This is a genomic window from Pseudoalteromonas peptidolytica (assembly GCF_012641745.1).
In the GTDB taxonomy this organism is placed as follows: domain Bacteria; phylum Pseudomonadota; class Gammaproteobacteria; order Enterobacterales; family Alteromonadaceae; genus Pseudoalteromonas; species Pseudoalteromonas peptidolytica.
On the sequence record NZ_WEHZ01000003.1, the window covers coordinates 119,580 to 144,465 of the forward strand.

Genomic DNA, 24,886 nt, shown 5'->3' on the forward strand with positions numbered 1-24,886 from the left:
ATTTTGAGGCGAGAAGGCAAAAATTTTTATTTAGTTGTTCTGAATAAGAAGTTTTTAACGCAGTTAGTGTCAGGTTTACTCCTTCAAATTGAGCTCGTATTAAGACTAATTGGTATAATGCTACTGAACATGGAAATGGTAGTACCAGTCCTTCATAGCACTGCATATCATTTATCAGTAGAATGCCGTCAATTCTTTGATCGTTATAGTCAAAAGTATGATCACATTTAAGAGATTTAAACACGCATCTTTCAAAGGTGACCTATTCGGTGGTGTTACCACTGCTATTATATCTTTACCCCTGGCACTTGCCTTTGGGGTAGCCTCCGGTGCTGGTGCAGAAGCCGGCATGTGGGGCGCTATTCTTGTTGGGTTATTTGCCGCATTATTTGGAGGCTCAACTTCACTAATTTCTGAGCCTACCGGTCCTATGACCGTCATTATGACAGCGGTACTGACAGCGATGATGAGCAAGTACCCAGAAAATGGCCTTGCGATGGGCTTCACTGTAGTGATGATGGCCGGTGCCTTCCAAGTACTACTTGGCACACTAAAGCTAGGTAAATACGTTACGCTAATGCCATACAGTGTGATCTCAGGTTTCATGTCTGGGATTGGCGTTATTCTCATTATCCTCCAACTCGCCCCGTTACTTGGCCACCAAGCTCCGGCAGGTGGCGTAATCGGCACCTTATCAAATATCCCAAATTTATTGATGGATCTGCATTTCTCTGAGCTATTTTTGGGTGTCATTACTCTGGCTATTTTATTCAAAATGCCAAGCAAGTGGCGACAGTATGTCCCAGCTCAATTGGTTGCCCTAGTAGCGGTAACACTGCTCTCTGTCATTATCTTTGATACCGATAGTATCCGCCGGATTGGTGAAATACCAAGTGGGCTACCTGGTCTTGTATTTCCAGTTTTAACACCTGAATTATTCGTAGAGATGCTTATCGATGCGCTGGTGCTTGGCACCTTAGGCTGTATTGACACTCTGCTTACGGCTGTGATTGCCGATAGTTTGACAAGAACAGAACATGACTCAGATAAAGAACTGAGAGGCCAAGGTATAGCTAACATTATTGCCGGTTTATTTGGTGCACTTCCTGGTGCAGGCGCAACAATGGGAACCGTCGTTAATATTCAGGTTGGGGCTCGCTCTCCAATAGCAGGCATATTTCGAGCGCTCATTTTAATGGCCGTGGTATTTATCGCAGGCGGGTTAACAGAGCCTATCCCGATGGCTGTACTTGCGGGTATTGCTGTGTATGTTGGCTTTAACATTCTTGATTGGAGCTTTATACAGCGCGCTCATAAGCTGAGTATGAGTCAAATGGCAATTATGTATGGTGTAATGCTACTGACTGTGTTTGTAGACCTTATCGTTGCTGTAGGGCTTGGTGTTTTTATTTCTAACGTTATGGTAATTGAGCGCTTGAGTCGCGTGCAGGCAAACCACGTGAAAGCAATAAGCGATAGTGATAGTGATGAAGACGTACCTCTGACGAAAAAAGAAAGTGAGTTATTGGATCAAGCCAACGGTAAACTATTGTTCTTTTATCTATCTGGACCAATGATTTTCAGTGTTTCAAAAGCAATCGCAAGACAACACCGTAAAATAAGTGAGTACAATGCAATGGTGTTAGATTTAAGCGACGTTGCTATGATAGATGTCACCGTCGGCTTGGCTATTGAGAATGCGATTACAGACGCATTAGACGCACAGTGCCGAGTCTTTATTTACTCTCCAAACACCGAAACTACTGACAAGCTAAAACGTTTGAATATTCATGAGCGTTTAGGGGACAGTGCGTTTTGTGCTAGCCGCGAAATCGCATTGAGCCAAGCGATAGAAACAATGGCTACGGCTGACTAAAGCATTCGCTTAGATGGTCTAATAACAAACGTAAACTAGTTGCTACAAATTGTCTGGGCGGATATAACGCCCAGACTCCCTCTTCCTCGGGCTTGAAATTGGTCAAGACTTCTGTCAACTCGCCTTTATCGAGCGCTGGTTTAACGTAATAGTGTGGTAGTTGCACTAAACCCAACCCCTGCTTTGCAGCTTCCACCAGCCCCCAGCCACTATTACAACGAAGCGAACCACCGACTTTAATCTGCCTAGTCCTGCCATGCTCAACAAAACGCCACTCACTACTATTGCCAATTAAGCAGTTGTGATCCAAAAGCTCATCCAAGGTGTGCGGCTGACCCCGTTGATTCAAATAGCTGTTTGCACCACACACCATGGTACTACGTGTCGTTAAGCGTTTTGCTCTTAGCGAAGAGTCCTGTAATTTCCCAAGTCGGATCGCCAAATCAAATCCCTTATCAAGTAAGTCGACTTGGTTATTGGTAAGGTGCATTTCTACTTCCACTTTGGGATATAAACGCATAAATTCAACTACTGCTGGCATAACATAAGACTCACCATACATAACTGGTGCAGTGAGCTTTAACTTTCCCGTCGGCTGTCTGTCACGCTGTCTTATCGCCGCTGTCGCATCATCTAATCCATGCTGTAAATGTTTTGCATGAGATAGAAAAACCTCTCCTTCTTGGGTCAAGGCAAGCTTTCTTGTGGTACGCATTAATAGCTGTACGTTTAATCTTTGCTCAAGCATTTTTACGCGACGACTCACCTGCGCGACTGACGTATTCAGCTGTATTGCCGCTGCACTGAATGAGCCATAACTTGCTACGGCAACAAATTCATCAATACCAACCCACCTATCCACTATTACACTCACGTAAAAGTCTTTATTATTTTTATAGATTATCAAAAATTATAAAGCCGTTATACTTTTCATCATGTTTTAAAGAAAGGAAAACACAATGTCTGAATTTATTAAATCCAAAGCCGCCATAGCGTGGGGCCCAGGTCAGCCTCTTAGCATTGAAGAAGTGGATGTAATGCCACCGAAAAAAGGCGAAGTCTTAGTAAAAATCACGGCAACGGGCGTATGTCATACCGATGCTTTCACTTTGTCTGGCGACGATCCAGAAGGCGTATTTCCAGCCATCTTAGGTCATGAAGGCGCAGGTATCGTTGAAGCGGTTGGTGAAGGCGTTACCAGCGTTGCCGTTGGCGACCACGTGATCCCATTGTACACACCAGAGTGTGGCGAATGTAAGTTCTGTAAATCTGGTAAAACGAACCTTTGTCAGCAGATCCGTGAAACCCAAGGTAAAGGCTTAATGCCAGATGGCACAACTCGCTTTTATAAAGACGGTAAACCCATTTACCATTACATGGGCACGTCAACCTTTTCTGAGTACACGGTATTACCAGAGATCTCTTTGGCTAAAGTAAATAAGGAAGCGCCTCTTGAAGAGATCTGCTTGCTTGGCTGTGGTGTGACTACGGGAATGGGTGCAGTAATGAATACTGCTAAAGTGCAAAAAGGCGATACCGTCGCTATTTTTGGCCTTGGTGGTATCGGCTTATCCGCTATCATTGGCGCAACGATGGCTGGTGCGAGTCGTATTATTGGCGTTGATATCAATGAAGACAAATTCGAGCTTGCGAAAAAACTTGGTGCTACCGATCTTATCAACCCTAAGAATTTTGATAAGCCAATCCAAGATGTTATCGTTGAAATGACGGATGGCGGAGTAGATTTCTCATTTGAATGTATCGGTAATGTCGATGTCATGAGAAGTGCACTTGAGTGCTGCCACAAAGGCTGGGGTGAGTCTGTGATCATCGGCGTTGCAGGTGCAGGACAAGAAATATCGACACGTCCTTTCCAACTAGTCACAGGCAGAGTATGGCGTGGTAGCGCTTTTGGTGGTGTAAAAGGCCGCTCGGAGCTTCCTGAGATTGTCGAGCGCTACATGGACGGTGAGTTCAAGCTCAATGACTTTATCACTCACACTATGAAGCTTGAAGACATAAACGACGCCTTTGATTTAATGCACGAAGGCAAGAGTATTCGGTCAGTGATCCACTACTAACAATATTTTTCAAGGGCGCGTTCGCGCCCTATCTCGCTTCATAAAGGAGAATTCGATGGAACTGATTTCCAGCAACAAAGTGTCAAACGGCTGGCACAAACGCTATAAGCACTCGAGTCAAACAACTCAGTGCGATATGACGTTCGCTATTTTTCTACCTGAAACTGTCAATGAAGGGAAAAAAGTGCCTGTGTTATATTGGCTTTCAGGGTTAACCTGCAGCGATGAAAACTTCATGCAAAAAGCAGGTGCTTTTAAAAAAGCCAACGAACTAGGTATTGCCATAGTAGCACCGGATACCAGTCCACGTGGAGAAGATGTGGCTGACGATGAAAATGCTAGTTACGATTTTGGCCTCGGTGCCGGCTTTTATGTCAATGCCACACAAGCACCATACAATAAGCACTATCAGATGTATGATTATGTGACACAAGAGCTACCAGAGCTTATCGAAGCGCACTTCCCTGTCAACAATCAAAAAGCCATTAGTGGTCATTCAATGGGTGGTCATGGCGCCCTTGTCATTGGACTCAGAAATCCGGATATGTATACCAGCATTTCAGCGTTCAGCCCTATCGTTAACCCGAGTAACTGCCCTTGGGGGGAAAAAGCCTTTTCAGGTTATTTGGGGGACGAGCCCCAGCACTGGCAGCAGTATGATGCCACGGTATTAATGACGAATTACGACCAGCCAGTAAAAAGACCGATATTGATAGAGCAAGGCACTGAGGATCAGTTTTTAGAAGCGCAGCTAAAACCTTGGTTATTTAAAGAGGCAGCTGAAAACGCCAGTTACCCTATCACACTGAACACTCATGACGGCTATGATCATAGTTATTTTTTCATCTCAAGTTTTATTGATGAGCACCTAGCCTTTCATCACCGTCACTTTGTAAGCCGTGACTAGACTATGTTTTGTAGTGGCTGAACTCTTGAATAATAAGAAAGCTTGGTAGATAGCTAATAATGTGATTTGTTATACCAATTTTCTTAATTAAGTGGTCAATTTTGAGGCGAGAAAATCTTGTCGATAGCCCCGCTAACGCGTCCTGCTATCGCCAAGGTACCTACATCCGTGTAGGCAAGGTAAAAATTTTGCTATTTAGTTGTTCTAAATGAAAAATTTTTAACCCTGTTAGCGTCAGATTTACTCCTTCAAATTGAGCAAGTATTAAGTCAAATTGGTATTAAGCACTCATTGATTTTTAGACATCAAATACTCCGCTACTGCAGCGTATGCAGGCAATGCCGTCGGGTCAATGACGCTATTACCTGCACTTGGGTGTGATGCGAAGCGCACAATAACCATTTCAGCTTTTGGTGCAATATAAATTGTTTGCCCATGTACGCCACGCGCAGCATACGCGCCATATTGGTTATGAAAGTGCCACCACATACTCCGGTAGCTGCCATTTGGCAAAGTGGAAAATCCCGCTTTCTCAAAAGCTTGGGTAGACCCACCTGCAACAATGCTACCGACAGCAGCTTTGTCAATAACTTGTATACCTGCTACTTTCCCCTGATTTAACATCGTAAGGCCAAGTCTTGCCATATCACGTAAACTAGCACTTATCCCGCCTCCAGCAAAAGGAGTGCCGAGACCATCAACAGTAACGTCTGCATCTTGTTGCATGCCTAGGGGTTGCCACAAGAGCTCAGATACCACCTCGTTGTACTTTTTCCCAGTTACACGAGAAATAATCCACCCTAGTACATCACTATTTACTGTTTTGTACCCAAACGATTCACCATGTTCACCGCTTGCTTTAATCGTTTGCAGGTATTCAAAATAACCTTGCGGCCCCTCATATCCTTTTGGTTTTGGCAGCGGGTTTGCTGCATATGCGTATTGCCATATATCCGCTTTTGGATCTGCATAGTTTTCACTATATTCTAGTGCAGTTGTCATATCCATCACCTGGCGCACGGTTGCGCCGCCAAAAGCTGAATTTTTTAATTCAGGAATAATACTGGATACCATAAGGTTTTCATCTAGCTTTCCCTTTGCAATAAGCATTTCAGCAATAAGGCCTGTCACCGACTTTGTCATAGACATAACAGCATGATTTTGAGTTTGATCTAAGCAGCCAAAGTATCGTTCATAGACAACTTTGCCTTGATGCAAAATTATGATGCCATCAGTATAATTTGCTTTCAGGCTTTGTTCCCAAGTAAGCTCCTTGTCATTTCCTGATGGTAAAAATGTCACATCGTCAATACCTGCTAGTAAATCAAACTCTAGTGGCCGATAACCAGCAATCTGACGCTTTATGCTTTCTGTTGGCAAGAGCGCTCTCATATTGCACACAGACCACCGCAATTTAGGAAAACTAAAAAAGTTACTATCGGGTTGCGTTATCCGCTTATCTGGTTTGGGCGGGAAACCTTGCATCCACGCCATAGCCTTGGGATCAGACTGCTCTGCTGTCAATGTCGGTTTGCTGTGAGCCGAGTAACTACTGGAGATAAGAAGTAAAGTGCCCAGTAGCGGCAAGAATAAAGTGCTACCTTTGATTTTTCGCATGCTGATATTCCTTTCGGGGAAGTGTATTAACATCAATTGCTATAACTTTAATCTCAGCCTCTCACTTCAGCAAACTTTATTTCTGTGACGAAAAAAGGCGTACATCCTGTACGCCTTGCTTGCTTAACATTAATCTTTCTTGTCTTACTTATTCGGTCAAATCTGCATAGGGGTTATGTGAGCACAATTGAATGCTTTGTGTAAACCCTGGAATAGATAGTTCATGTTCGCTTATCACCAGTGCAGATTCATCAATCATCCCCTCGCCAAAGCGATAAATAATCTCAAATTGACCATGATCTGCGGCGTATTGATACGCAACCTGCCGCTGTGATGTTTGTCCTAATTTTTGTTCATATTCAGTAAGTTGTTCTTGACTATAACGCTTACTTATCAGCTTTTTAGTGAGTGTAGGAGAAAACACAGTCGCAGTGGCGTTATTTCCACCAAACCCTTTTGAATTTATAAACGCTATATCCATAGGGTCGCAATGATAGTGCTCGGTACGAATATCTAGATGCTCGTCATATACATCATCAGCAACACCGCTAATGGTTGTGATCCCTGGCATGATATTGTATTCAAACACCCCCAGTGCCATTGCTAATTGATCGCCAGAAGCTGGCGCAATGGTGTGACCAACATACGCTTTTGGCGCCGCAACTTTCCAGCCATTGATCGAAAACGTTTGTGCTAATTTATGATATATCAGTGACTCTGTAACACGATTTTGTGGTGTACTTGAGCCATGGGCAAGAATAAAGCTACGTTTTGCTAACGCCTCTGAACCGGCAATTTGTTGAGCAAGTGCAACTGATTTAGCCATAGTAATATAGTTGCCAGGACCTGGGGCGGTTATCGATTTCTTTACCCCATCAGCATTAACAAACACATCTGCTACAGATCCCATAATATGGGCACCTAATTCCAGTGCTAAAGCATCATCCATTAAGATAGCCACTTGAGCACCTTCTCCGATAGTGAAGCCGCAATTTTCGCCAAAAGGACGGCTTGTTTTGCGATAGTTTACTTCATCAGTGCCATCAAGTTTACGTAACCCCTCTTCGTTCGCCAGCGCTCCCATATTACCAAACCCCTCTATAATTTCAGGAGTAATAGCACATTCAACACTGGCAACGATTGCTACGCGAGTCCGACCTGCTTGTATATCGTTAACCGCGGCGCGTAAATTATATAGGAAGGTTGCGCATGCGCCTGTTGTTGTAAATGTAGTGCCAACGCTTCCTGTCACATACGCATTGATAAAATCAGTGGACATCGTGTTGAGTCCGAGCGCTAGCTGTTTGGTGCTTACCCTATCACCACGTAAACGGCTACGAACTAGTCCCCCTAGCCCTTCATCGTGCATTTGCCCTGCAATAGACGCTGAATATGTACCTATTTGATCAGGGCGTACACTGTTCATCACATTTTCCCACTCTAGACCAGTTGAGCGGATAGCATCCGTAGCGGCAAAAATCGTAGCCTGCAAACCTCTGGGCTGATAGCGACTGTTATACATCAACGCGGGATCAAACCCTGTTGGTAATTGTCCAGCAGCTTTAATCGGGTTATCTCTGTAGCTGTCATGTTTTACTTCAACTTGATCCGTAATGGTGACTTCGACTGTTTTCGGATCGAGTTCGAGTATTTGCCAACTCTCAGGTGTGGGATTAGGTAAATCGCGTTTGCGACAGTTAAATACAATTTTACTGTCGTTATTCGTTTTCATTGTCAGTTTCTGCTGCCAAGGAGTAGCGTCAACATCAAAGTGGTTTTTTTCGATCTTACGAATTAACGTACCCGCTAAGATCTGCTCACCAAAACGCGATTCAACTTCAGATTCTCTTATTACTTGGTTGTCGTTATCTACAAGTTGACCATCAATAAAACGGACTAAGTTCATCAAGCTTGCAAGACCTAAGTATGTTTCTTGTCTGTCTTTGGCCTCTAATTTGTCGAGTACAATCCGTTTAAAGCCTTGATGGAAAGAGGTGCGCCCAGCGGCGTTAATCCCCCCCATTCCTACAATAATTGGCAATGCTGTCATGTTATTTCTACTTCTGAACTAAGATAATGCTGTGATTTTAATTGCATTTTCACATAGCTCTTATCAAAATGCGCCATATATAAATTAATTTTCGCCAACTTGAAGAGGTCGGAGCAGATGAAGCCTTGTACAAAAATCGCCATTGTTCTTTATCGACATATGCTCATTACGAGTGTTACTTTACCATTGGAGATGCTAAAAGCGGGACAAGCCTTTGCGAAAGTACATCTAAAAGACGCTTATACCCCTTTAGACATTGTGCTTTGTAGTAGTCATGGTGAGGCAATAAAAGCGGATGAATACATCACATTAGAAGCACAAAGCGATTTTAGCGCATTACCCTTGTATGACTATATTATCGTACCGAGTATTTGGCGTAATCCACGACCTATAGTAAAACAGAATCAAGAATTGAGCGCATCGCTCGCAGATGCGTGGGAAGCAGGCAGCACCTTAATTGGTGTTGGTACAGGGGTGTGTTTTTTAGCCAGCTCAGGATTGTTAAACGGCCATTCAGCCACAACCCATTGGCATTTTGCCAAGCAATTCTCGCAGCTTTATCCTAATGTCGAATTAAAACCAGATTACTTTATCACGCAATCCGAGCGGATTTACACCATCGCCAGTCTCAATGCGCTGGCAGACGTTATAGTTCATCTTATAGAACTGTTATATGGCACAGATGCGGCACATCATGTACAGCAAAACTTTTCTCACGAGATCCGAAAACCATATGAAGAGCAGCGCTATTTAGAAGGTGCGGTTGACCGTCATGCTGACGAACAGATCGCCGCAATCCAATTTTGGCTCAAGAACAATGCCGCTGATGAGATCACTTTACCAGCTGTAGCAAGTCAGTTTGATATGAGTTATCGCACCTTCAATCGCCGTTTTAAACAAGCTACGGGCCAAACAGCGGTCGGCTACTTACAGCAAGTAAGGGTTGAAATGTGTAAAGAGCTACTGGCCAGTAGTAATCTATCCATACAGGATATTGCCCTGACCTGTGGGTTCAACTCTCAAGGTCAATTGAGTCGTGTGTTTCGCCAGCTGATCGGCAAGTCCCCTTCAACGTATCGTGACGTAGTACGCAAAAAGCTGTTCTCATAAATAGCTGTCAGCAATCTCTAGAGAATTTGCGACACCGTTAAAGTTTGTTCCTGACCATTGAATAAAAACGAAATATCATCATCGATGGTAAGCCCTTGCAAGCGCTTTGCAAGTGGTGCGTCAAACGTGATTACAAGTACAGGGGTCTCTTTATATTGAATTTTTAGACCACCTTCACTAGGTGCAAAATAAAACCAATGGCGGTCACCTTGTTCATCATCTATTGCAACTAACGCATTATAGGTAATCGTGTTACTAACTGGATTACTCACCTGATTGAAGATCTGTTGCTTTGCCAAATACATTGCATCAACGCGCTCGCTTTGCCCTTCAGCCAAATAACCATACTCAATGCTGAGTGAGTCATATTGGGTTTCAGCAGCGCTTTGTTCATGAGTCGCATCTGCACGAGCACTGTTTGCAGCAGCAGTCGCTTCTATCAACTTTTGTTCCAGTGCAAATTTTAAATACTCAATAAAAATCGTTTTAATCATCGATAGTTAACCGCAATAACATGAGATGCGAAAAGCCGTTCTCCGTCCACACTCAATTCCAAACGTAACATCCAACGCATCGATTTATCCGTACACATACCAACCATTGTCGAGGCCTCTAGTGTGTCTGCGTCGAAGAAGACTGGAATTCTGCCCATATTCATGTTTTCACCTTCCAACCAAGCTGAGTGCACCACTACTTTAGTCGCACTTTTGAGTCCTATGGTAAATTCGGTTTCAGGTTCTACCTGCCCAGAGCCCAGATAAATAGAGACCTGAGGTGTTAAGTTACATGGTGATGAAAATTTACAGACATTTCTTGTTACTGAACTTTCACTTTTTTCTGAACTTTCATGTATAATGATATTTGGGTCTGAACAGGCCACGAGGAAAATACCTAGCAATCCTATTGTTAATTGCTTTACAACCATAGGGGTTTACCGTCACTTCTGAATCCTGCGCAGTGTACGCAAGTTTCGGGGGAATTGCTAGGTTGCTTAAGAAGCGAACAAAAAGCGTTTGAAAACTTGATTGATGTCATAATTTTAGGCGTTTTAGGTATCTTTTCATAAGCAAAAAAATTATCATTTCCTCGCAAAAATAAAGGTTTCTCGGGCTGGTTAGGTTTTCACTCATATTTTGAGTTAAAACATGACGGGCTTGAGGAAATATAACTAGGGCCTGTAATTCAGGTAATTCATTTCTAATCGCAATAAATTGCAGCGGAATCCAGAAAATGAGCCAAACAGTAGCATCACAAACTGAGTACAATTATAAAGTTGTACGCCAATTCGCTATCATGACAGTGATTTGGGGCATTGTTGGCATGGGTGTAGGTGTATTTATCGCAGCGCAACTTGCGTGGCCTGCGTTAAACTTCGACATTCCATGGTTAACTTACTCTAGACTTCGTCCGTTACACACGAACGCAGTAATCTTTGCATTTGGTACAAGTGCACTATTTGCAACCTCTTACTATGTTGTTCAGCGCACGTGTCAAACGCGCCTGTTCTCTGACAAACTTGCCGCATTTACCTTTTGGGGTTGGCAAGCCATTATCGTAGCTGCGGCTATCACGCTTCCTCTAGGTATTACTTCTTCTAAAGAATATGCTGAACTAGAGTGGCCAATTGATATCGCAATTGCAGTAGTATGGGTTACTTATGCTGTAGTATTCTTTGGTACTCTTATCAAGCGTAAAGTGTCACACATCTATGTAGCAAACTGGTTCTATGCTGGCTTCATCATTACTGTTGCAGTGCTTCACATTGTAAACAGCATGGCTATCCCTGTATCTTTAACTAAATCATATTCAATCTACGCAGGTGCTGTAGATGCAATGGTTCAATGGTGGTATGGCCACAACGCAGTAGGTTTCTTATTAACTGCGGGCTTCCTTGGTATGATGTACTACTTCGTACCAAAACAAGCTGGTCGTCCGGTATACTCATACCGTTTATCAGTTGTTCACTTCTGGGCGCTTGTTTCTCTTTATATTTGGGCAGGTCCTCACCACTTACACTACACTGCGCTACCTGACTGGACTCAATCTTTAGGTATGGTGATGTCAGTTATCTTATTCGTTCCTTCTTGGGGTGGTATGATCAACGGTATCATGACGCTATCTGGCGCTTGGCACAAACTACGTACTGACCCAGTGCTGCGCTTCCTAGTTGTATCTCTATCTTTCTACGGTATGTCTACGTTCGAAGGTCCGATGATGGCAATCAAGTCAGTAAATGCACTTTCTCACTATACCGACTGGACTGTTGGTCACGTACACTCAGGTGCACTAGGTTGGGTTGCTATGATTTCTATCGGTGCAATTTACCACTTAATCCCTGCGCTATTTGGTCACGGTAATATGTACAGCATCAAGCTAGTTAATACGCACTTCTGGCTGCACACAGTAGGTGTTGTACTTTACATCGTTGCAATGTGGATCTCTGGTGTTATGCAAGGTCTAATGTGGCGTGCAGTTAATGCTGACGGTACATTAATGTACAGCTTTGTTCAGTCACTAGAAGCTTCTAAGCCTTTCTATATTATGCGATTCCTAGGCGGTGTATTCATCGTGGTTGGTATGCTAGTAATGGCTTATAACGTATTCCGTACGGTTACTGCAAAAAGTGGTCAATTAGCCACTGATGCAAACCCGCAAGTGGCTTAAGGGGTGTCGAGTATGAGCAACAATAACTCAACAAACAAACACGAAATCGTCGAAAAGAACGTTGGCCTAATGGCTATCTTAACGGTATTCGCGATTAGCTTTGGTGCATTAGTTGAAATCACTCCCCTAATGTTCCAAAAAGATACCACTCAGCCGGTAGAGGGTCTACGCCCACTGACTGCGCTTGAAATGGAAGGTCGTGACATCTACGTTCGTGAAGGTTGTTATAACTGTCACTCACAAATGGTTCGTCCATTCCGTGATGAAGTAGAGCGTTATGGTCACTACTCTGTAGCAGGTGAGTCGGTATGGGATCACCCATTCCAGTGGGGCTCCAAGCGTACAGGTCCAGACCTTGCTCGCGTTGGTCAACGTTATTCAGACGATTGGCATTATGCGCACCTAATGGATCCTCGCTCTGTAGTACCTGAGTCAAATATGCCTGGCTACCCTTGGCTTGATACTACTAAGGTAGATACCACTTATACTCTGAAAAAATTACAAGTGTTCCGTGATGCTTTTGGTATTGATAAGTCGTCAGACCGCTACAATGGCAAAGGCTACGGTGATGATGCTGAACTACAAGCGCAAGTTGATGAAATCCACGCGATGAACGGTGGCGAAGGTGCAACAGAAATGCAAGCACTAATCGCTTACTTACAGCAACTTGGCACACATTTGAAGTAATTGTTATGGATTACGGCACATACAGAGGCATTTTGACTCTGGTAATTTTGGTACTGTTTTTAGTGATTGTTGTGTGGGCATATAGCAAGCGTTCTAAGCGCCGTTTCGACGACGCAGCTAATGCCATTTTTGAAGATGAGAAAAAACACAATAGCACTATCTCTAACGAGGAAAAGGAGTCTGAAAAATGACTAGCTTTTGGAGTATTTGGGTTATCGTACTAACCCTTGCATGTCTAGCTCTGATTTTCGGCTTGCTGCTTTGGAACCTAAAAAACTATGTAGGCGTCAAAGAAGGCGAAAGCTGTGGTCATGAGTTTGACGGAATTGAGGAACTAAACAACCCACTACCTAAGTGGTGGACATACATGTTCTTCGCAACTTTTGTTTGGTCTGTTTATTATCTTGCAGCCTATCCAGGTCTTGGTAATTTTAAGGGCTTTTTGAACTGGACGAGTTCAAACCAAGGTATTACTACTTTGGAAGAGTCCAAAAACGCGATCGCTGAAGCTAAAGCCAATGGCGAGTGGGTTCAGCTTGACCAAGAAGTGAAAGCAGCAGAAGACCGTTTTGGCCCTATCTTCCAAGAATTTGCTAAGCAAGATGTTTTAGCATTAGCTGAAAACGAAGAAGCACTTGAGATCGGTCAACGTCTATTTGCACAAAACTGTGCACAATGTCACGGTTCTGACGCTCGTGGCGGTACAGGCTTTCCAAACTTAACTGACAAAGATTGGTTATACGGCGGAACACCAGACGCAATTAAAGCGACATTACTTCACGGTCGTGTTGCCGCAATGCCTGGTTGGCAAGATGCACTTGGTGATCAAGGTATTAAAGAAATGACGGCTTATGTACTCAGTCTGTCTGGACGTACTGTTAACCAAAAAGATGCGGATGCAGGTAAAGCTAAATTTGCGATGTGTGCAGCATGTCACGGTATGGATGGTAAAGGTTCTGTTGCCCATAATCTACCATTCGGAGCACCAAACCTAACCGATAATATTTGGCTTTATGGTGGTTCTCAACGTGCAGTTGAAGATACACTTCGTCATGGCCGTGCCGGTGTAATGCCAGCTTGGAAAGACATCTTAGGTGAAGATAAAGTTCACCTGTTAACGGCGTATGTTTACAGCCTGTCACAAGACAAGTAAACAGCCCGTTTAGAACTTTATTTGAGATCAAAAAAGCCTCCTATTTGGAGGCTTTTTTTTAGGTATTTACCGTAACTTACGGTAGAATATCCGCAAGTTTTATAGCCATGTGAGCAACTATGAACCCTACCCCTTGGTATAAGAATTTTTGGCCTTGGTTTTTAATGTTTTTCCCACTTGTCACTGTCGTTGCCTGTGTTTTTCTCATCACATTTGCCGTCGGTAATGGCCCCGATATGGTCGTTGATGATTACTACAAAAAAGGTAAAGCGATCAATCTCGAACTCAGTAAGTTTGATAAAGCCAAAGCACTCTACTTACATGGTGATCTGCAAGTTGCAGAACAAAAAGTAACGTTTAAATTCACCAAAGGCGACGCTTCAAAAGTTCACGCACTAAAACTCTCTTTTTATCACCGCACCATAGAAAAATACGATTTCGACGTCACCCTTACTAAAAATGCCAGCGGAGCGTTCACCGGTTTATTTGATGAACCCCATGAAGGTGCATTTACTGTATTTATAGAGCCTATGGATAATAGTTGGAAAATGAAAGAAAAGATCCAACTTCCACACAATGGCATCATCGCAATTACTCCTCAGTATAAGTAAACTGCCATGGCCAACTCGTGTTTTCATTGTTTAGAGCCTATTCCCAAGGGATTTGTAGGCTCAGTTACCTTTGAGGGTAATACTCAACCTGTGTGTTGTATCGGCTGCCAGGCCGTTGCAGAAACTATTATTTCTCAAGGGATGAGCGATTATTACACTTACCGAACTGAAAGTGCGGGAAAAGTCGAAGAGCTGATCCCCGAGCAGCTAAAAATGCTGCTCAGCTACGATAATGACGAGATACAAGAAGATTTCGTAGAGACGAGCGGCGACACCAAAGAGGTGTTATTGAGTGTTGAAGGCATAAGCTGCGCCGCCTGTGCTTGGCTAATAGAAAAACAACTATTGGCTCTTGGGGGGATCATTCGTGTCGATGTCAACACCTCAACTCATCGCGCGATGATAGTGTGGCAAGACAAAAAAGTTAAGCTCAGTGACATCATAAAATCCTTAATGGAAATTGGTTATAAAGCTTACCCCTTTCAAGCCGATGAAGAAGCCGCCCAAAAACAAGCTGTAGCAAAAGCATATATCCGTCGGTTAGGTGTTGCGGGTTTGATGACCATGCAAGTCATGATGTTTGCATTTGCCATGTATTTTGGCATGTTTTCAGGAATGGAAGAAGATTTTGAGCAATACTTCCGCTGGATAAGCCTGATCCTTGCCTCCCCGGTTATTTTATATTCAGCAATGCCATTTTTAACCAATGCCGTTAAAGGGCTAAAAGCCAAACAACTGAATATGGATTTGCCGGTTTCCTTAGCTATTTTTGGTGCCTATGGCGCGAGTACCTATGCCACATTTATGGAAGTCGGTGAGGTATATTTTGAGTCTATCTGTATGTTTACCTTTTTATTATTATTGGGTAAATATTTAGAGTTTAGAGCTCGATTAAAAGCCAGCGAATTTACCGCTAACCTACAAAAATTACTACCACTGACTGCCAGAAAAATCGATGATCAGAACAACGAACAGCATATCGCAGCAAAAAAACTTAAACTCAACGATCGTATACTAGTCAAGGCTGGCGAGACCATTCCAGCGGATGGCTTAGTCATCAGCGGTAATACCACTGTTGATGAGTCTATGATGACAGGTGAACACCAACCTGTTAAAAAGTATCAAGGTCACCAGGTATATGCCGGTACTGTTAATCACGATGGTGTGATCACGCTAGAAATTAATAAAATTGGTCAGAACACCCTGTTGAACCAGATAATACGGTTACAACATAATGCACTTACAAAACGCCCAAAACTGGTCGAAGTAACCGACAAAGTGGCTCAATGGTTTGTTGCCTGCCTACTTGTATTTGCATCCATAACGGCAATTGGCTGGTATCCTATTTCACCAGATAAAGCGTTTTGGGTTACAATTTCGGTGTTAGTTGCTACCTGCCCCTGCGCCCTAAGCTTGGCTATACCAACTGCTTTAACCTGCGCTGTGGCTTCGCTAACCAAAAAAGGAATTTTAATCAAAGAAGCACATGTCCTTGAAACTGCAACAAAACTCACACGCGTGGCGTTTGACAAAACAGGGACTTTGACGGATGGTCGCTTTTCAATTAAACATGTTGAAATACTACAGACTCAATATACAGAATCTCAAATTCTAGAACTTGCGGCAGCATTAGAGCGTTTTTCAGAGCACCCTATTGCACGTGCATTTGCCCACATAACACCTGCAGATAACTTAATTCAAGATGTTGAAGTCATTGCTGGGTCAGGTATTAAAGGCCGCTGGCGTAGCCATGAGTTAGCCTTGGGTAAAAGTCATTGGTTTAATAACCATGCTTCTTTTGCGCAAGCTACATTATTTGTTGATGGTAAAGCCATTGCCGATTTTTATTTCAACGACAAGGTCAAAAATAATGCGGAGTCTGTCGTAGAGAAACTACAACAAGCTGGCCTTACATGCCACATGCTCACAGGTGATAGCTCTAACGCAGGTAAGGAGCTATCTGCTCAGCTGGCGCTCGATAGTTATCAAATTGGCTGTACACCAGAGCTTAAGCAACAAGCAGTAGATACGTGGTCAGAGCAAGGTGAAGTGGTCGCTATGGTGGGTGATGGTATTAATGATAGCCCTGTGTTTAATAGTGCTCATTTATCTGTTGCGATGGATACTGGCGCTGATATTTCAAAAAACACAGCGGATGTCGTACTACTCAACAGTGATTTAAACGCCATTTTGGCACTACAGCAGGTAGCGAAGCAAACACGAAGGATTGTAAAGCAAAACCTCACCATTTCATTAATGTACAACGGCTCCATCTTACCGCTCGCGGCACTTGGCTTGATCCCCCCTTGGATTGCGGTGATCGGTATGTCAGCAAGCTCCATCATCGTAATTGGAAATTCATTAAGGCTATTAAAACTATGAGTATTATCTACGTATTAATACCTATCGCTATTTTATTCGTCATTATTGCAATTGGTATTTTCTTCTGGGCGGTAAGAAGTGAGCAATTTTCCGACTTGAATAAACAAGGCCACAGCATTTTATTTGACGACGATAAAATAAAAGCGGACGAAAATAACGCTAAACGCTCCACAAATAAGTCAGACCAAGATAATTAACATGAATGAGGTTAGCCTGCTGAGTGCACTTATCATGGGGCTTGCTGGTAGTGGACATTGCTTGGTCATGTGTGGGGGAATAGCCAGCTCATTACAGCTTGCCAGTAAACAATTGCCAAGTTTAGTTGTTGCTATACTTTACAACGTCGGCCGTATCAGCAGCTATGCGTTAGCAGGCGCATTAGTTGCGCTACTAGGTGCAAGTTTAGCAAAACAAAATACTATGATTGCCAATGTGCTGCAATTGATGAGCGGTGTCTTTATGATATTGGTAGGCATATATATTATGCGCCTCGCCAGCACACTAAAGTGGCTTGAATCGCTGGCGAAAAGCCTAATATGGCAGCATATAGTTAAGCTAAATAAATATTTGGTACCAATCAATACAAAGCCAAAGGCCTTTCTATATGGCGTATTGTGGGGATGGTTACCATGTGGATTAGTATATTCGGCGCTAACTTGGACACTCCAAGCTAAAAGCCCACTTGAAGGCGCATTGATTATGCTCGCTTTCGGCGCAGGCACTCTACCTGCGCTTATTGCCATGGGACAATCCGCGTTACTATTACAAAAGTTTATTAATCATCTAGTTACACGAATTATCATGGGAAACTTACTGATTTGGTACGGCGTTTATCTAATTATTATTGCAACTGATAAGCTAGTACATTAACCTATCCTTATCTAAGCAAACTCATCATTTTAGATGACTAGTGACATTTTTTGAGAGTAGGAGCTCCAATTAAAAACAGTTTCATCTTTTGCGTGTTGTGAGAGTTTGCGACACCCCAGGCCACTCAAAAAATGAGTAGTAACTGGAGTGCCTTCGTGTGCGTCACAGACTTATGGAAATTTTATGGACTTAAGTAATCAAAATCGCTCGAAGAGCCAATGCACCATTAGCTGTAACAACTGCAGCATCAGCCAGCTATGCTTGCCCTTTTCATTAAATGGCAGCGAAATGGATAAGCTGGATGAAATTATCGAACGCAAAAAGCCCCTACATAAAGGCGACTATCTATTTGAATCTGGTAGTAAGCTAAATGCTATTTTTGCTGTTCGTTCTGGTTCATTTAAAAGTTATACCCTGTCAGAGCAAGGTGATGAACAAATCACAGGGTTTCACTTAGCGGGTGATCTCGTTGGTTTTGATGCCATCAATAAGATGCAGCATCAAAGCTTTGCACAAGCATTAGAGACCTCAATGGTATGTGAGATCCCATTTGATACGTTAGATGAACTTGCTGGAAAATTACCTAAGTTACGCCAGCAAATCATGCGTTTAATGAGTAGTGAAATTAATTATGACCAAGAAATGCTGTTGCTTCTTAACAAAAAAACAGCGGAAGAGCGCCTAGCTACGTTTATATTTAATCTCTCCAACCGCTTTGGTGAACGCGGTTTTTCTCGCAAAGAGTTTCGCTTTACGATGACGCGTGGTGAAATTGGCAATTACTTAGGTTTAACCGTTGAGACTATCAGCCGCCTGCTCAGTCGTTTTCAAAAAGCAGGGATCATAAAGGTTGAAGGTAAGTTCATTACGATTAATGATGCTGAGGCACTCGCTGAAACAGCATCAATTGCATCTTGATTTAAAACAAACTAATTATTGTTAGGGCTTTATCCTTAAGTAAGATCGGTTACACTCAATAGAGTCGCAAAGGTAATACTAGCTTGCGGCTCTTATTGTTAATTTGCCGTTTTAAGGAGATAGTCGTGGATCAAATTAAAAATATACTCACCGTTATTGACCCAACCAAAGAGCGTCAGAATAGCCTAGCGCGTTCTATTAACCTCGCTAAACGTACCGGTGCAGATATCACCGCATTTATGTCTATCTACGACTTCTCTTACGAGATGACAACCATGTTATCTAAAGGCGAACGTGAAAGCATGCGTGAAGCCGTGATCAAAGATAGAGAGCTGTGGCTGGCGGATATGGTCAAAGCTTTCCCCGACGTCAATATAAAAACCAAAGTAGTTTGGCATAACCGTCCATACGAAGCCATCATCAAAACCGTGCTTGAGCATGAGTATGACCTCGTCATTAAATCTACTCACGAGCATGACACTTTAAAGTCCGTTATCTTTACGCCTACCGATTGGCACCTTATTCGAAAGTGCCCCGCTCCGCTCCTACTGGTGAAAGATCACGCATGGCCTGAGCAAGGCAATATTATCGCCGCAGTCAACTCTGTAAGTGATAATGAGCAACACCAAACGTTAAATAAGCGTATTATTACTGATGCACAATTTTTATGTGGGTTGGCAAACGCGAAGCTTAGTTTGGTCAACTCTTACCCTGCGACGCCTGTCAATATTGCTATTGAGATCCCCGAGTTTAACCCATCGCAGTACAATGAAGCGGTTAAAAAACACCATGAAGATGAAACCTTTGCGTTAGCAGATACCTTCTCGATAGACAGACATGACTGCATTATCAAAGAAGGTCTACCTGAAGATGTGATCCCGCATGTTGCCAAAGAGAAAGATGCTGAACTTGTCGTTATTGGTACTGTTGGTCGTACCGGCTTGAGCGCAGCGCTTGTAGGTAATACTGCTGAGCATGTTATCGACAGTCTTGACTGTGATGTATTGGCATTAAAGCCTGATGGCTATCAATCACCGCTAGCAGATTGATATTCCTCTAATAACAAGGGGAGTCTTGTTAGACTCCTCCTCTGATTTACCTTATTTTTGTGACAGTGCACTAATCGAGTAACTTGAATTTAACCGTACTCTTTAGCGTTTCTTTGGGGCCTAGTTTTGAAGCGCCTCCCATCACATAAACCCAGCCATTATGACTCACTTGACCGTGGCCATGACGTGGAAATGGCATATCCGGCAACGATTGCCAGGCATCAAGTTTTGGATCATAAAGCCATGCAGACTTGTAAACCTTGCCAGTATCCTGTTCATTTTGATAATCAAGAGCTTCGCCACCAGTAACCAAGATCTTACCGTTAATCACGCTTGCGGCTAAACCAGCTGCCGCTATGGGTAGAGGTGCCAACGCTCTCCAAGAATCAGTTGTGCTGTTATAAACTTCTACCGTGTTTAAATTTGTAGCTTCATCCCCGCTTGTCCGCCCACCAATTACATAAATATCATCGCCAATCACTGTACTGGCCGCAGAACTTCTTGGACTCGGCAACGGCTTTGCTCTACTCCAGTAAGCATTGTTTTTTAATACATAGTGCGCTGTACTATCAATGTTGCTAACAGAATCATCATCAAGAGTCTTGCCACCAATAACATGAATATTCATCCCCATGCTAGCATATACAGATTCAGCTAAAGGACTTGGTAAACTTGGTGCTGACACCCAACGTCTGAGGCGACCATCTAAGCGATATACTGTCGATTGAGGTTTCCATACTGCTCCCTTTGTTCCGCTAAATCCACCTATTGCATAGAGGTAATGAATATTACTTGCAAACCCTATATGGTGCCTCGGATCAGGTAAAGAGGGAGCACGCTTCCATATCTCCTCCGATGGATTTAACAGATACACCTTATCGGACGGACCAAGCCCTTGAAAAGTCTCCAGCTCCGAAGCACTAAACCCACCACCTACAAAAATGCGATTGATAAAAACTGTCGGATAAATTTCCTGAAATGCTACGGGTAAAGATGTCGAAGTTTGCCAAGTTTGCTGTGACATGCTCTCTTGGGCATGCACATTTGTGGCCCCCATTGCCAAAGCCGCTATACAAAATATGTACTTAAATGTTAGTGGTAGTCGTCTCACCGAAGCCTCTCGTGCACATTTACTTTCGCCAAGTGCGTTTAAATAGGGTTGTTATCAACTATATAGTAAGTCATGCAGGCAAACAAAGGCTGGAGTATCAATTCACTACTCGTTGCTTTGTCGCTCTATCCGTTTACTAACTCATAGAACTATTCATAAATAACAACAATTTATACGAAAAATCCAGCCTCTAAGTTCAATAAAATAAAACCCTTGTTCTGCTTGTCAGTCAGGCTACCAAAATTAAGGAAAAATCAAGAATAACCTGTCATGACTAGATATATCTCTGTATCCAGAACACGAAGTAAAGCGCGGATAGCAAAAAGAGTGGCGCGGTAGCGAGTTGTGCTCGAGTGATATGTGATGATTTTGTCCGCTTCCATGTCATCAACACACCTGTTAATGACATTCCGCTCAATGCAACCCCCATTAAAAACCACACCAATTTTGAGCCCAGCCCAGCAAAATAGCCGAAGTGCAGTGGATCGGCATACTCATTGAGATAACTGCTAAGTTTTAGGTTTTGCGGCGCTTGGACCTCGACGATCGCTAATGTTGCGGGGTTGATATAGACTTTATGAGCACGATCACGAAGTAATGGGTTACTGGCTACACCTTGAAAGCGTAGTGCAGATGTTTCTGTTCTTGGAAAATGTACACTGGTGATAGTCCAACCGTTGATAGCTCCCTGAGCTTGATTAAAAGCAGCCTCGAACTGCTCACCAGAGAGCGCGACTTGACCTTGAACTGATTTGATTTGTTCTATTTTTGGTGTTCTTGGCTCCAAACTATGATCGACTACCCGTAAACCAAACTCAAATAAATACCAAAAGCTCGTCAGAATAATGATGGTAGTAAACCAGGGTCCCCACAACCCTAGCATCTTGTGTAAATCACTTAACAGCACCCTCGACCCTTTTGTTAGTCGCACACGCCAAAGCGCTACTTTCCAGTTTTTTGTGGTTTGTAGACCGGTGTAAAGAGAAATCAATAAGACAAAAGCGAAAAAAGTAACGATTGGTAGCCCAGGGACGGCAGGCATAAACATATAACGATGGAAGTCTCTAAAAAACCGTTGTACGGTCAGTGTTGAAATATCCCCTGTTACTTCATAAGTCCATTGATCGACATGTACATATCTGTCTTTACCACTCTCAAACGACACACGCGCTCGATATGTAAAATAGTCGCCTCCAATAGTGCCTAACGTTAACATACGTCCATCAGGGTATTGCGTTGAGATTGACTCGTACATCGCACGCCAAGCTGTCGCAGTATGCTCAGACTCTCCTTGGGGCTTGTCCGTCGCTCGCATTTGCTCAAAGACAAGCCAGTCAATTTCATTTGATACCGTTGCAATCGTGCCGGTTGTGAGGATCACAAACATGACCATCGCAAGCTGAAAACCAACCCAAGCATGCAAATCATACAGTTTCCGCAGTCGTTTTCTTTGCTTGGTTTTGTCTAACATTTAGCCCTCACAACGACTGATGACAACGATAAACTACCAATTATAGGTGAACTCAAGAAACGCATTTCTAGGGTCGCCCGGGAAATGCCCGGTACGTGCTAAGAAACCAGACTCGGCATATTCTTTGTCGAAGACATTTTCAACTCTAAATAACACGCTGTAGTTGTCTACTTCCCAAATGATTGAAGTATCAGCAACAAAGTATGAATTAAGCGTTTGCCCCGATAGGCTCAATTGCTCATCGACATAATTCCCACCGACAGCAAATGCTAAGTTCCATTGTGGGATCTGGTATCTTGTCCAAATGCCCAATTGATTTTCTGGCGCATTGGCAAATCTATCACCGACACTATTGCGGATCCCACCAGAGCCATTATCAGCCGTGATTTTGGCATCATTATAAGCATAAGCAAAACTCACCACCCAATCTGGTGTCACGTCAGTGATAAGTTCAACCTCCACACCTTTACTGGTTATTTCACCAATTGCAGTTAGATTATCAACTCCATCTTGTTCTGGGTCGACCCCTGTACTTTGCAGCAGGTTTTGCCTCTTTATTTCGTAACCCGCCACCTTCAACAACGTGCTGCCGCTGAATAGCTCAGCATTAACACCTACTTCAATGATGTCGCCAGTTGTCGGGTCGAACGGTCCACCAGCTTGCACATCCTGACTCGAAACGCCCTGAGGCTCATAAGAATCAGCCCATTGTGAGTATATAGACACGTCGTTAGATAGCTTATAAATACCACCCACTCTAAAGCTGATGTTGCTATCGTCAAATTTAGTGCCGTTCGCATCGTCCTCAAACTTATCGAAACGCATACCGCTAACTAGAGTAAATTTATCCCAAGCTAGTTCATTTAAAACGTAAGCACCGTTACGCTTTTGCTTTGTAGTGCGCTGTGGCGCAAATTTGACATTGTATTGGCTCGGGTCTGTTTCTCCATAACGTGGCTTATGTAACGACAGTGGCAAAATATCAGAGTTTAGAGAGGTGCCATTTAGATAGCGGAAAATAAAGTCATTTGAAGCGGAGGCACGGCCTAACAAGGCATCTTCTTCACCTGAATAGATGTCAATACCAAATGCTGTACGCTGTTCGGCACTGAATGCTTGGCTCTCATAGACAAAGTTTGCAGCAAACGACAGTTGGGATTGCGCTCTTAATTGATCGCGAAACTCACGCGCTACTAAGTCAATCTTCCCATTACCGTCACTGTCTATTAACGCCCTTGGCTCATGATAGTTCTGTGATTGCTCATTATCAATATAGCGCAGTGCTACGTCGTAATTTAGAGATGAAGTTAGCTCACCAACCAAACTCGCTTGTAGTACATCCGATGTCAGATCTAAAAAGTCGGATGGTTCATTATGATTCCATTGTGGATAGGTCAGAAACTCGCCACTATCATCTGCTGGCACACCGCGAAGTCGGTTAGCATCAAGATCTTGTTTGTAGTGTGTATATTGCAGTACCAGACGTGCATCATCAAAGTCATAGGCATAGCCTGCGTCAATTATTGCGACTTCACTGGCGCTGTTATCACGATAGGTATCTTGTTGTTCATAAAACGCGCCGAGTCGAATGCTTTGTGCTTCAGCAACTTCAGAGGTGACTTCTGAAGAGCCACCAAAACGGTTGTCTGTACCAAAGATGATACGTGTGTTTGCACTAAATTCTGCTTGTGGCTTTTTTGTAATGTAGTTAAATAGCCCCCCTGGTGCACCAGGTCCGTAGAGCATACCTGATGGTCCTTTTAAAAAGTCGACACGTTCAACATTAAAAAGTTGCGGTACGTTAAAACCAACGTATGGGTCTCCTCTTAAGCCGTCAAAGTAAATTTCTTCCTGACGAAAACCACGTGCTGTGACTCCGGCATAACTGAATTGACTAACACCTGCAATATTGCGGTATAAGTCCTTAGCGTCTCTTGCACCTAAGTCATGGATCAAATTCGCATTCAGCGAGGTAATCATCTGAGTTGAATTTAATGGGTCAACCGCAAGCTTTGCCGTAGTGGACTCACCATTACGATATAGATTCAATGTTCGGCTCACCACCGTGATCGTTTCAATTTCTTGCTCTGTCATTTCTTCTTGAGCATTTTGTTGCTTTGCTGACACTTGCAGCGAGGGATACATTATCGCTAAGACAATAAGGGAAAGCTTAGATATTTTGTTCATTAGGGGTCACACAAGATAATTATAAAAACAGCACACAAATAGTAACAATTATTAGTTGCATTTAAAATAACAAATAGAAAATAATTGCAATTTCCAACACAGTTAGTATTGGATTGCTCCTAATGATAAATTTTTAATAAAG

22 protein-coding genes are annotated in these 24,886 nt (G+C 43.1%); 14 read left to right on the forward strand and 8 right to left on the reverse strand.

All coding sequences use genetic code 11. The features are described 5' to 3' along the window. The first annotated feature begins 217 nt into the window (after positions 1-217). Entirely contained in the window at positions 218-1,876 is a 1,659-nt protein-coding gene (locus F9Y84_RS03060) for a SulP family inorganic anion transporter (RefSeq protein WP_147391347.1), read from the forward strand. On the opposite strand, the gene F9Y84_RS03065 is transcribed toward F9Y84_RS03060, so the two are convergent. Next, entirely contained in the window at positions 1,863-2,738 is an 876-nt protein-coding gene (locus F9Y84_RS03065) for a LysR substrate-binding domain-containing protein (protein WP_125253877.1), read from the reverse strand. The genes F9Y84_RS03060 and F9Y84_RS03065 overlap by 14 nt on opposite strands. A 97-nt stretch (positions 2,739-2,835) precedes the next feature. Here F9Y84_RS03065 and F9Y84_RS03070 point away from each other — a divergent pair, with 97 nt between their 5' ends. Further along, positions 2,836-3,957, forward strand: coding sequence for an S-(hydroxymethyl)glutathione dehydrogenase/class III alcohol dehydrogenase (locus tag F9Y84_RS03070; protein ID WP_147391348.1), 1,122 nt, complete (start codon positions 2,836-2,838; stop codon positions 3,955-3,957). 55 nt (positions 3,958-4,012) lie between these two features. Beyond that, positions 4,013-4,864: an S-formylglutathione hydrolase gene (gene fghA, locus F9Y84_RS03075; protein ID WP_147391349.1), complete on the forward strand. Its 852-nt coding sequence runs from the start codon at positions 4,013-4,015 to the stop codon at positions 4,862-4,864. 288 nt (positions 4,865-5,152) lie between these two features. Here the strand turns inward: fghA and F9Y84_RS03080 are convergent, their stop codons facing one another. Next, positions 5,153-6,481 carry a serine hydrolase domain-containing protein gene (locus F9Y84_RS03080; RefSeq protein WP_147389261.1) on the reverse strand — a complete coding sequence of 443 codons (1,329 nt, stop codon included), beginning with the start codon at positions 6,479-6,481 and terminating at the stop codon, positions 5,153-5,155. Positions 6,482-6,629: 148 nt separating this feature from the next. After that, entirely contained in the window at positions 6,630-8,531 is a 1,902-nt protein-coding gene (locus F9Y84_RS03085; RefSeq protein ID WP_128729915.1) for a beta-ketoacyl synthase, read from the reverse strand. Between the two features lie 117 nt (positions 8,532-8,648). On the opposite strand from F9Y84_RS03085, the gene F9Y84_RS03090 reads away from it, so the two are divergent. Further along, positions 8,649-9,641 carry a GlxA family transcriptional regulator gene (locus F9Y84_RS03090; RefSeq protein WP_128729914.1) on the forward strand — a complete coding sequence of 331 codons (993 nt, stop codon included), beginning with the start codon at positions 8,649-8,651 and terminating at the stop codon, positions 9,639-9,641. Between the two features lie 17 nt (positions 9,642-9,658). On the opposite strand, the gene F9Y84_RS03095 is transcribed toward F9Y84_RS03090, so the two are convergent. Next, entirely contained in the window at positions 9,659-10,135 is a 477-nt protein-coding gene (locus tag F9Y84_RS03095) for a transcription elongation factor GreAB (RefSeq protein ID WP_147389262.1), read from the reverse strand. Then, positions 10,132-10,521 (reverse strand): hypothetical protein, encoded by a 390-nt coding sequence (locus tag F9Y84_RS03100; RefSeq protein ID WP_241651556.1) that lies wholly within the window; start codon positions 10,519-10,521, stop codon positions 10,132-10,134. The genes F9Y84_RS03095 and F9Y84_RS03100 overlap by 4 nt, the downstream gene beginning before the upstream one ends. A 350-nt stretch (positions 10,522-10,871) precedes the next feature. Here F9Y84_RS03100 and ccoN point away from each other — a divergent pair, with 350 nt between their 5' ends. The 10 genes from ccoN (at position 10,872) to uspE (ending at position 19,975) form a co-directional block, all read left to right on the forward strand. After that, entirely contained in the window at positions 10,872-12,305 is a 1,434-nt protein-coding gene (gene ccoN, locus F9Y84_RS03105; protein ID WP_099028745.1) for a cytochrome-c oxidase, cbb3-type subunit I, read from the forward strand. A 12-nt stretch (positions 12,306-12,317) separates the two neighbouring features. Then, on the forward strand, positions 12,318-12,992 hold the full coding sequence (gene ccoO, locus F9Y84_RS03110) for a cytochrome-c oxidase, cbb3-type subunit II (RefSeq protein WP_125253868.1): 675 nt from the start codon (positions 12,318-12,320) through the stop codon (positions 12,990-12,992). A 5-nt stretch (positions 12,993-12,997) separates the two neighbouring features. Next, positions 12,998-13,183: a cbb3-type cytochrome oxidase subunit 3 gene (locus F9Y84_RS03115; protein WP_125253867.1), complete on the forward strand. Its 186-nt coding sequence runs from the start codon at positions 12,998-13,000 to the stop codon at positions 13,181-13,183. Beyond that, entirely contained in the window at positions 13,180-14,145 is a 966-nt protein-coding gene (gene ccoP, locus F9Y84_RS03120) for a cytochrome-c oxidase, cbb3-type subunit III (protein WP_125253866.1), read from the forward strand. The genes F9Y84_RS03115 and ccoP overlap by 4 nt, the downstream gene beginning before the upstream one ends. Positions 14,146-14,264: 119 nt before the next feature. Further along, on the forward strand, positions 14,265-14,756 hold the full coding sequence (locus F9Y84_RS03125; RefSeq protein WP_125253865.1) for a FixH family protein: 492 nt from the start codon (positions 14,265-14,267) through the stop codon (positions 14,754-14,756). 6 nt (positions 14,757-14,762) lie between these two features. Next, a complete protein-coding gene (locus tag F9Y84_RS03130) occupies positions 14,763-17,138 on the forward strand; it encodes a heavy metal translocating P-type ATPase (RefSeq protein WP_147389263.1) in 2,376 nt (791 codons plus the stop codon). Beyond that, complete coding sequence (ccoS, locus tag F9Y84_RS03135) at positions 17,135-17,335, forward strand: cbb3-type cytochrome oxidase assembly protein CcoS (RefSeq protein WP_125253863.1); 201 nt, start codon at positions 17,135-17,137, stop codon at positions 17,333-17,335. Before F9Y84_RS03130 ends, ccoS begins: the two co-directional genes overlap by 4 nt. Before the next feature lies 1 nt (position 17,336). Then, positions 17,337-18,008 (forward strand): sulfite exporter TauE/SafE family protein, encoded by a 672-nt coding sequence (locus F9Y84_RS03140; protein ID WP_125253862.1) that lies wholly within the window; start codon positions 17,337-17,339, stop codon positions 18,006-18,008. A gap of 183 nt (positions 18,009-18,191) precedes the next feature. Beyond that, complete coding sequence (locus F9Y84_RS03145) at positions 18,192-18,926, forward strand: FNR family transcription factor (RefSeq protein WP_147389264.1); 735 nt, start codon at positions 18,192-18,194, stop codon at positions 18,924-18,926. Between the two features lie 125 nt (positions 18,927-19,051). After that, complete coding sequence (gene uspE, locus F9Y84_RS03150; protein WP_147389265.1) at positions 19,052-19,975, forward strand: universal stress protein UspE; 924 nt, start codon at positions 19,052-19,054, stop codon at positions 19,973-19,975. A gap of 70 nt (positions 19,976-20,045) precedes the next feature. Here the strand turns inward: uspE and F9Y84_RS03155 are convergent, their stop codons facing one another. The 3 genes from F9Y84_RS03155 to F9Y84_RS03165 form a co-directional block, all read right to left on the reverse strand. Beyond that, positions 20,046-21,032, reverse strand: a complete 987-nt coding sequence (locus tag F9Y84_RS03155) for a Kelch repeat-containing protein (protein WP_147389266.1) — start codon at positions 21,030-21,032, stop codon at positions 20,046-20,048. Between the two features lie 328 nt (positions 21,033-21,360). Then, positions 21,361-22,557 carry a PepSY-associated TM helix domain-containing protein gene (locus F9Y84_RS03160; RefSeq protein WP_147389267.1) on the reverse strand — a complete coding sequence of 399 codons (1,197 nt, stop codon included), beginning with the start codon at positions 22,555-22,557 and terminating at the stop codon, positions 21,361-21,363. 33 nt (positions 22,558-22,590) lie between these two features. Beyond that, positions 22,591-24,744: a TonB-dependent siderophore receptor gene (locus F9Y84_RS03165; RefSeq protein WP_147389268.1), complete on the reverse strand. Its 2,154-nt coding sequence runs from the start codon at positions 24,742-24,744 to the stop codon at positions 22,591-22,593. Positions 24,745-24,886: the final 142 nt, after the last annotated feature.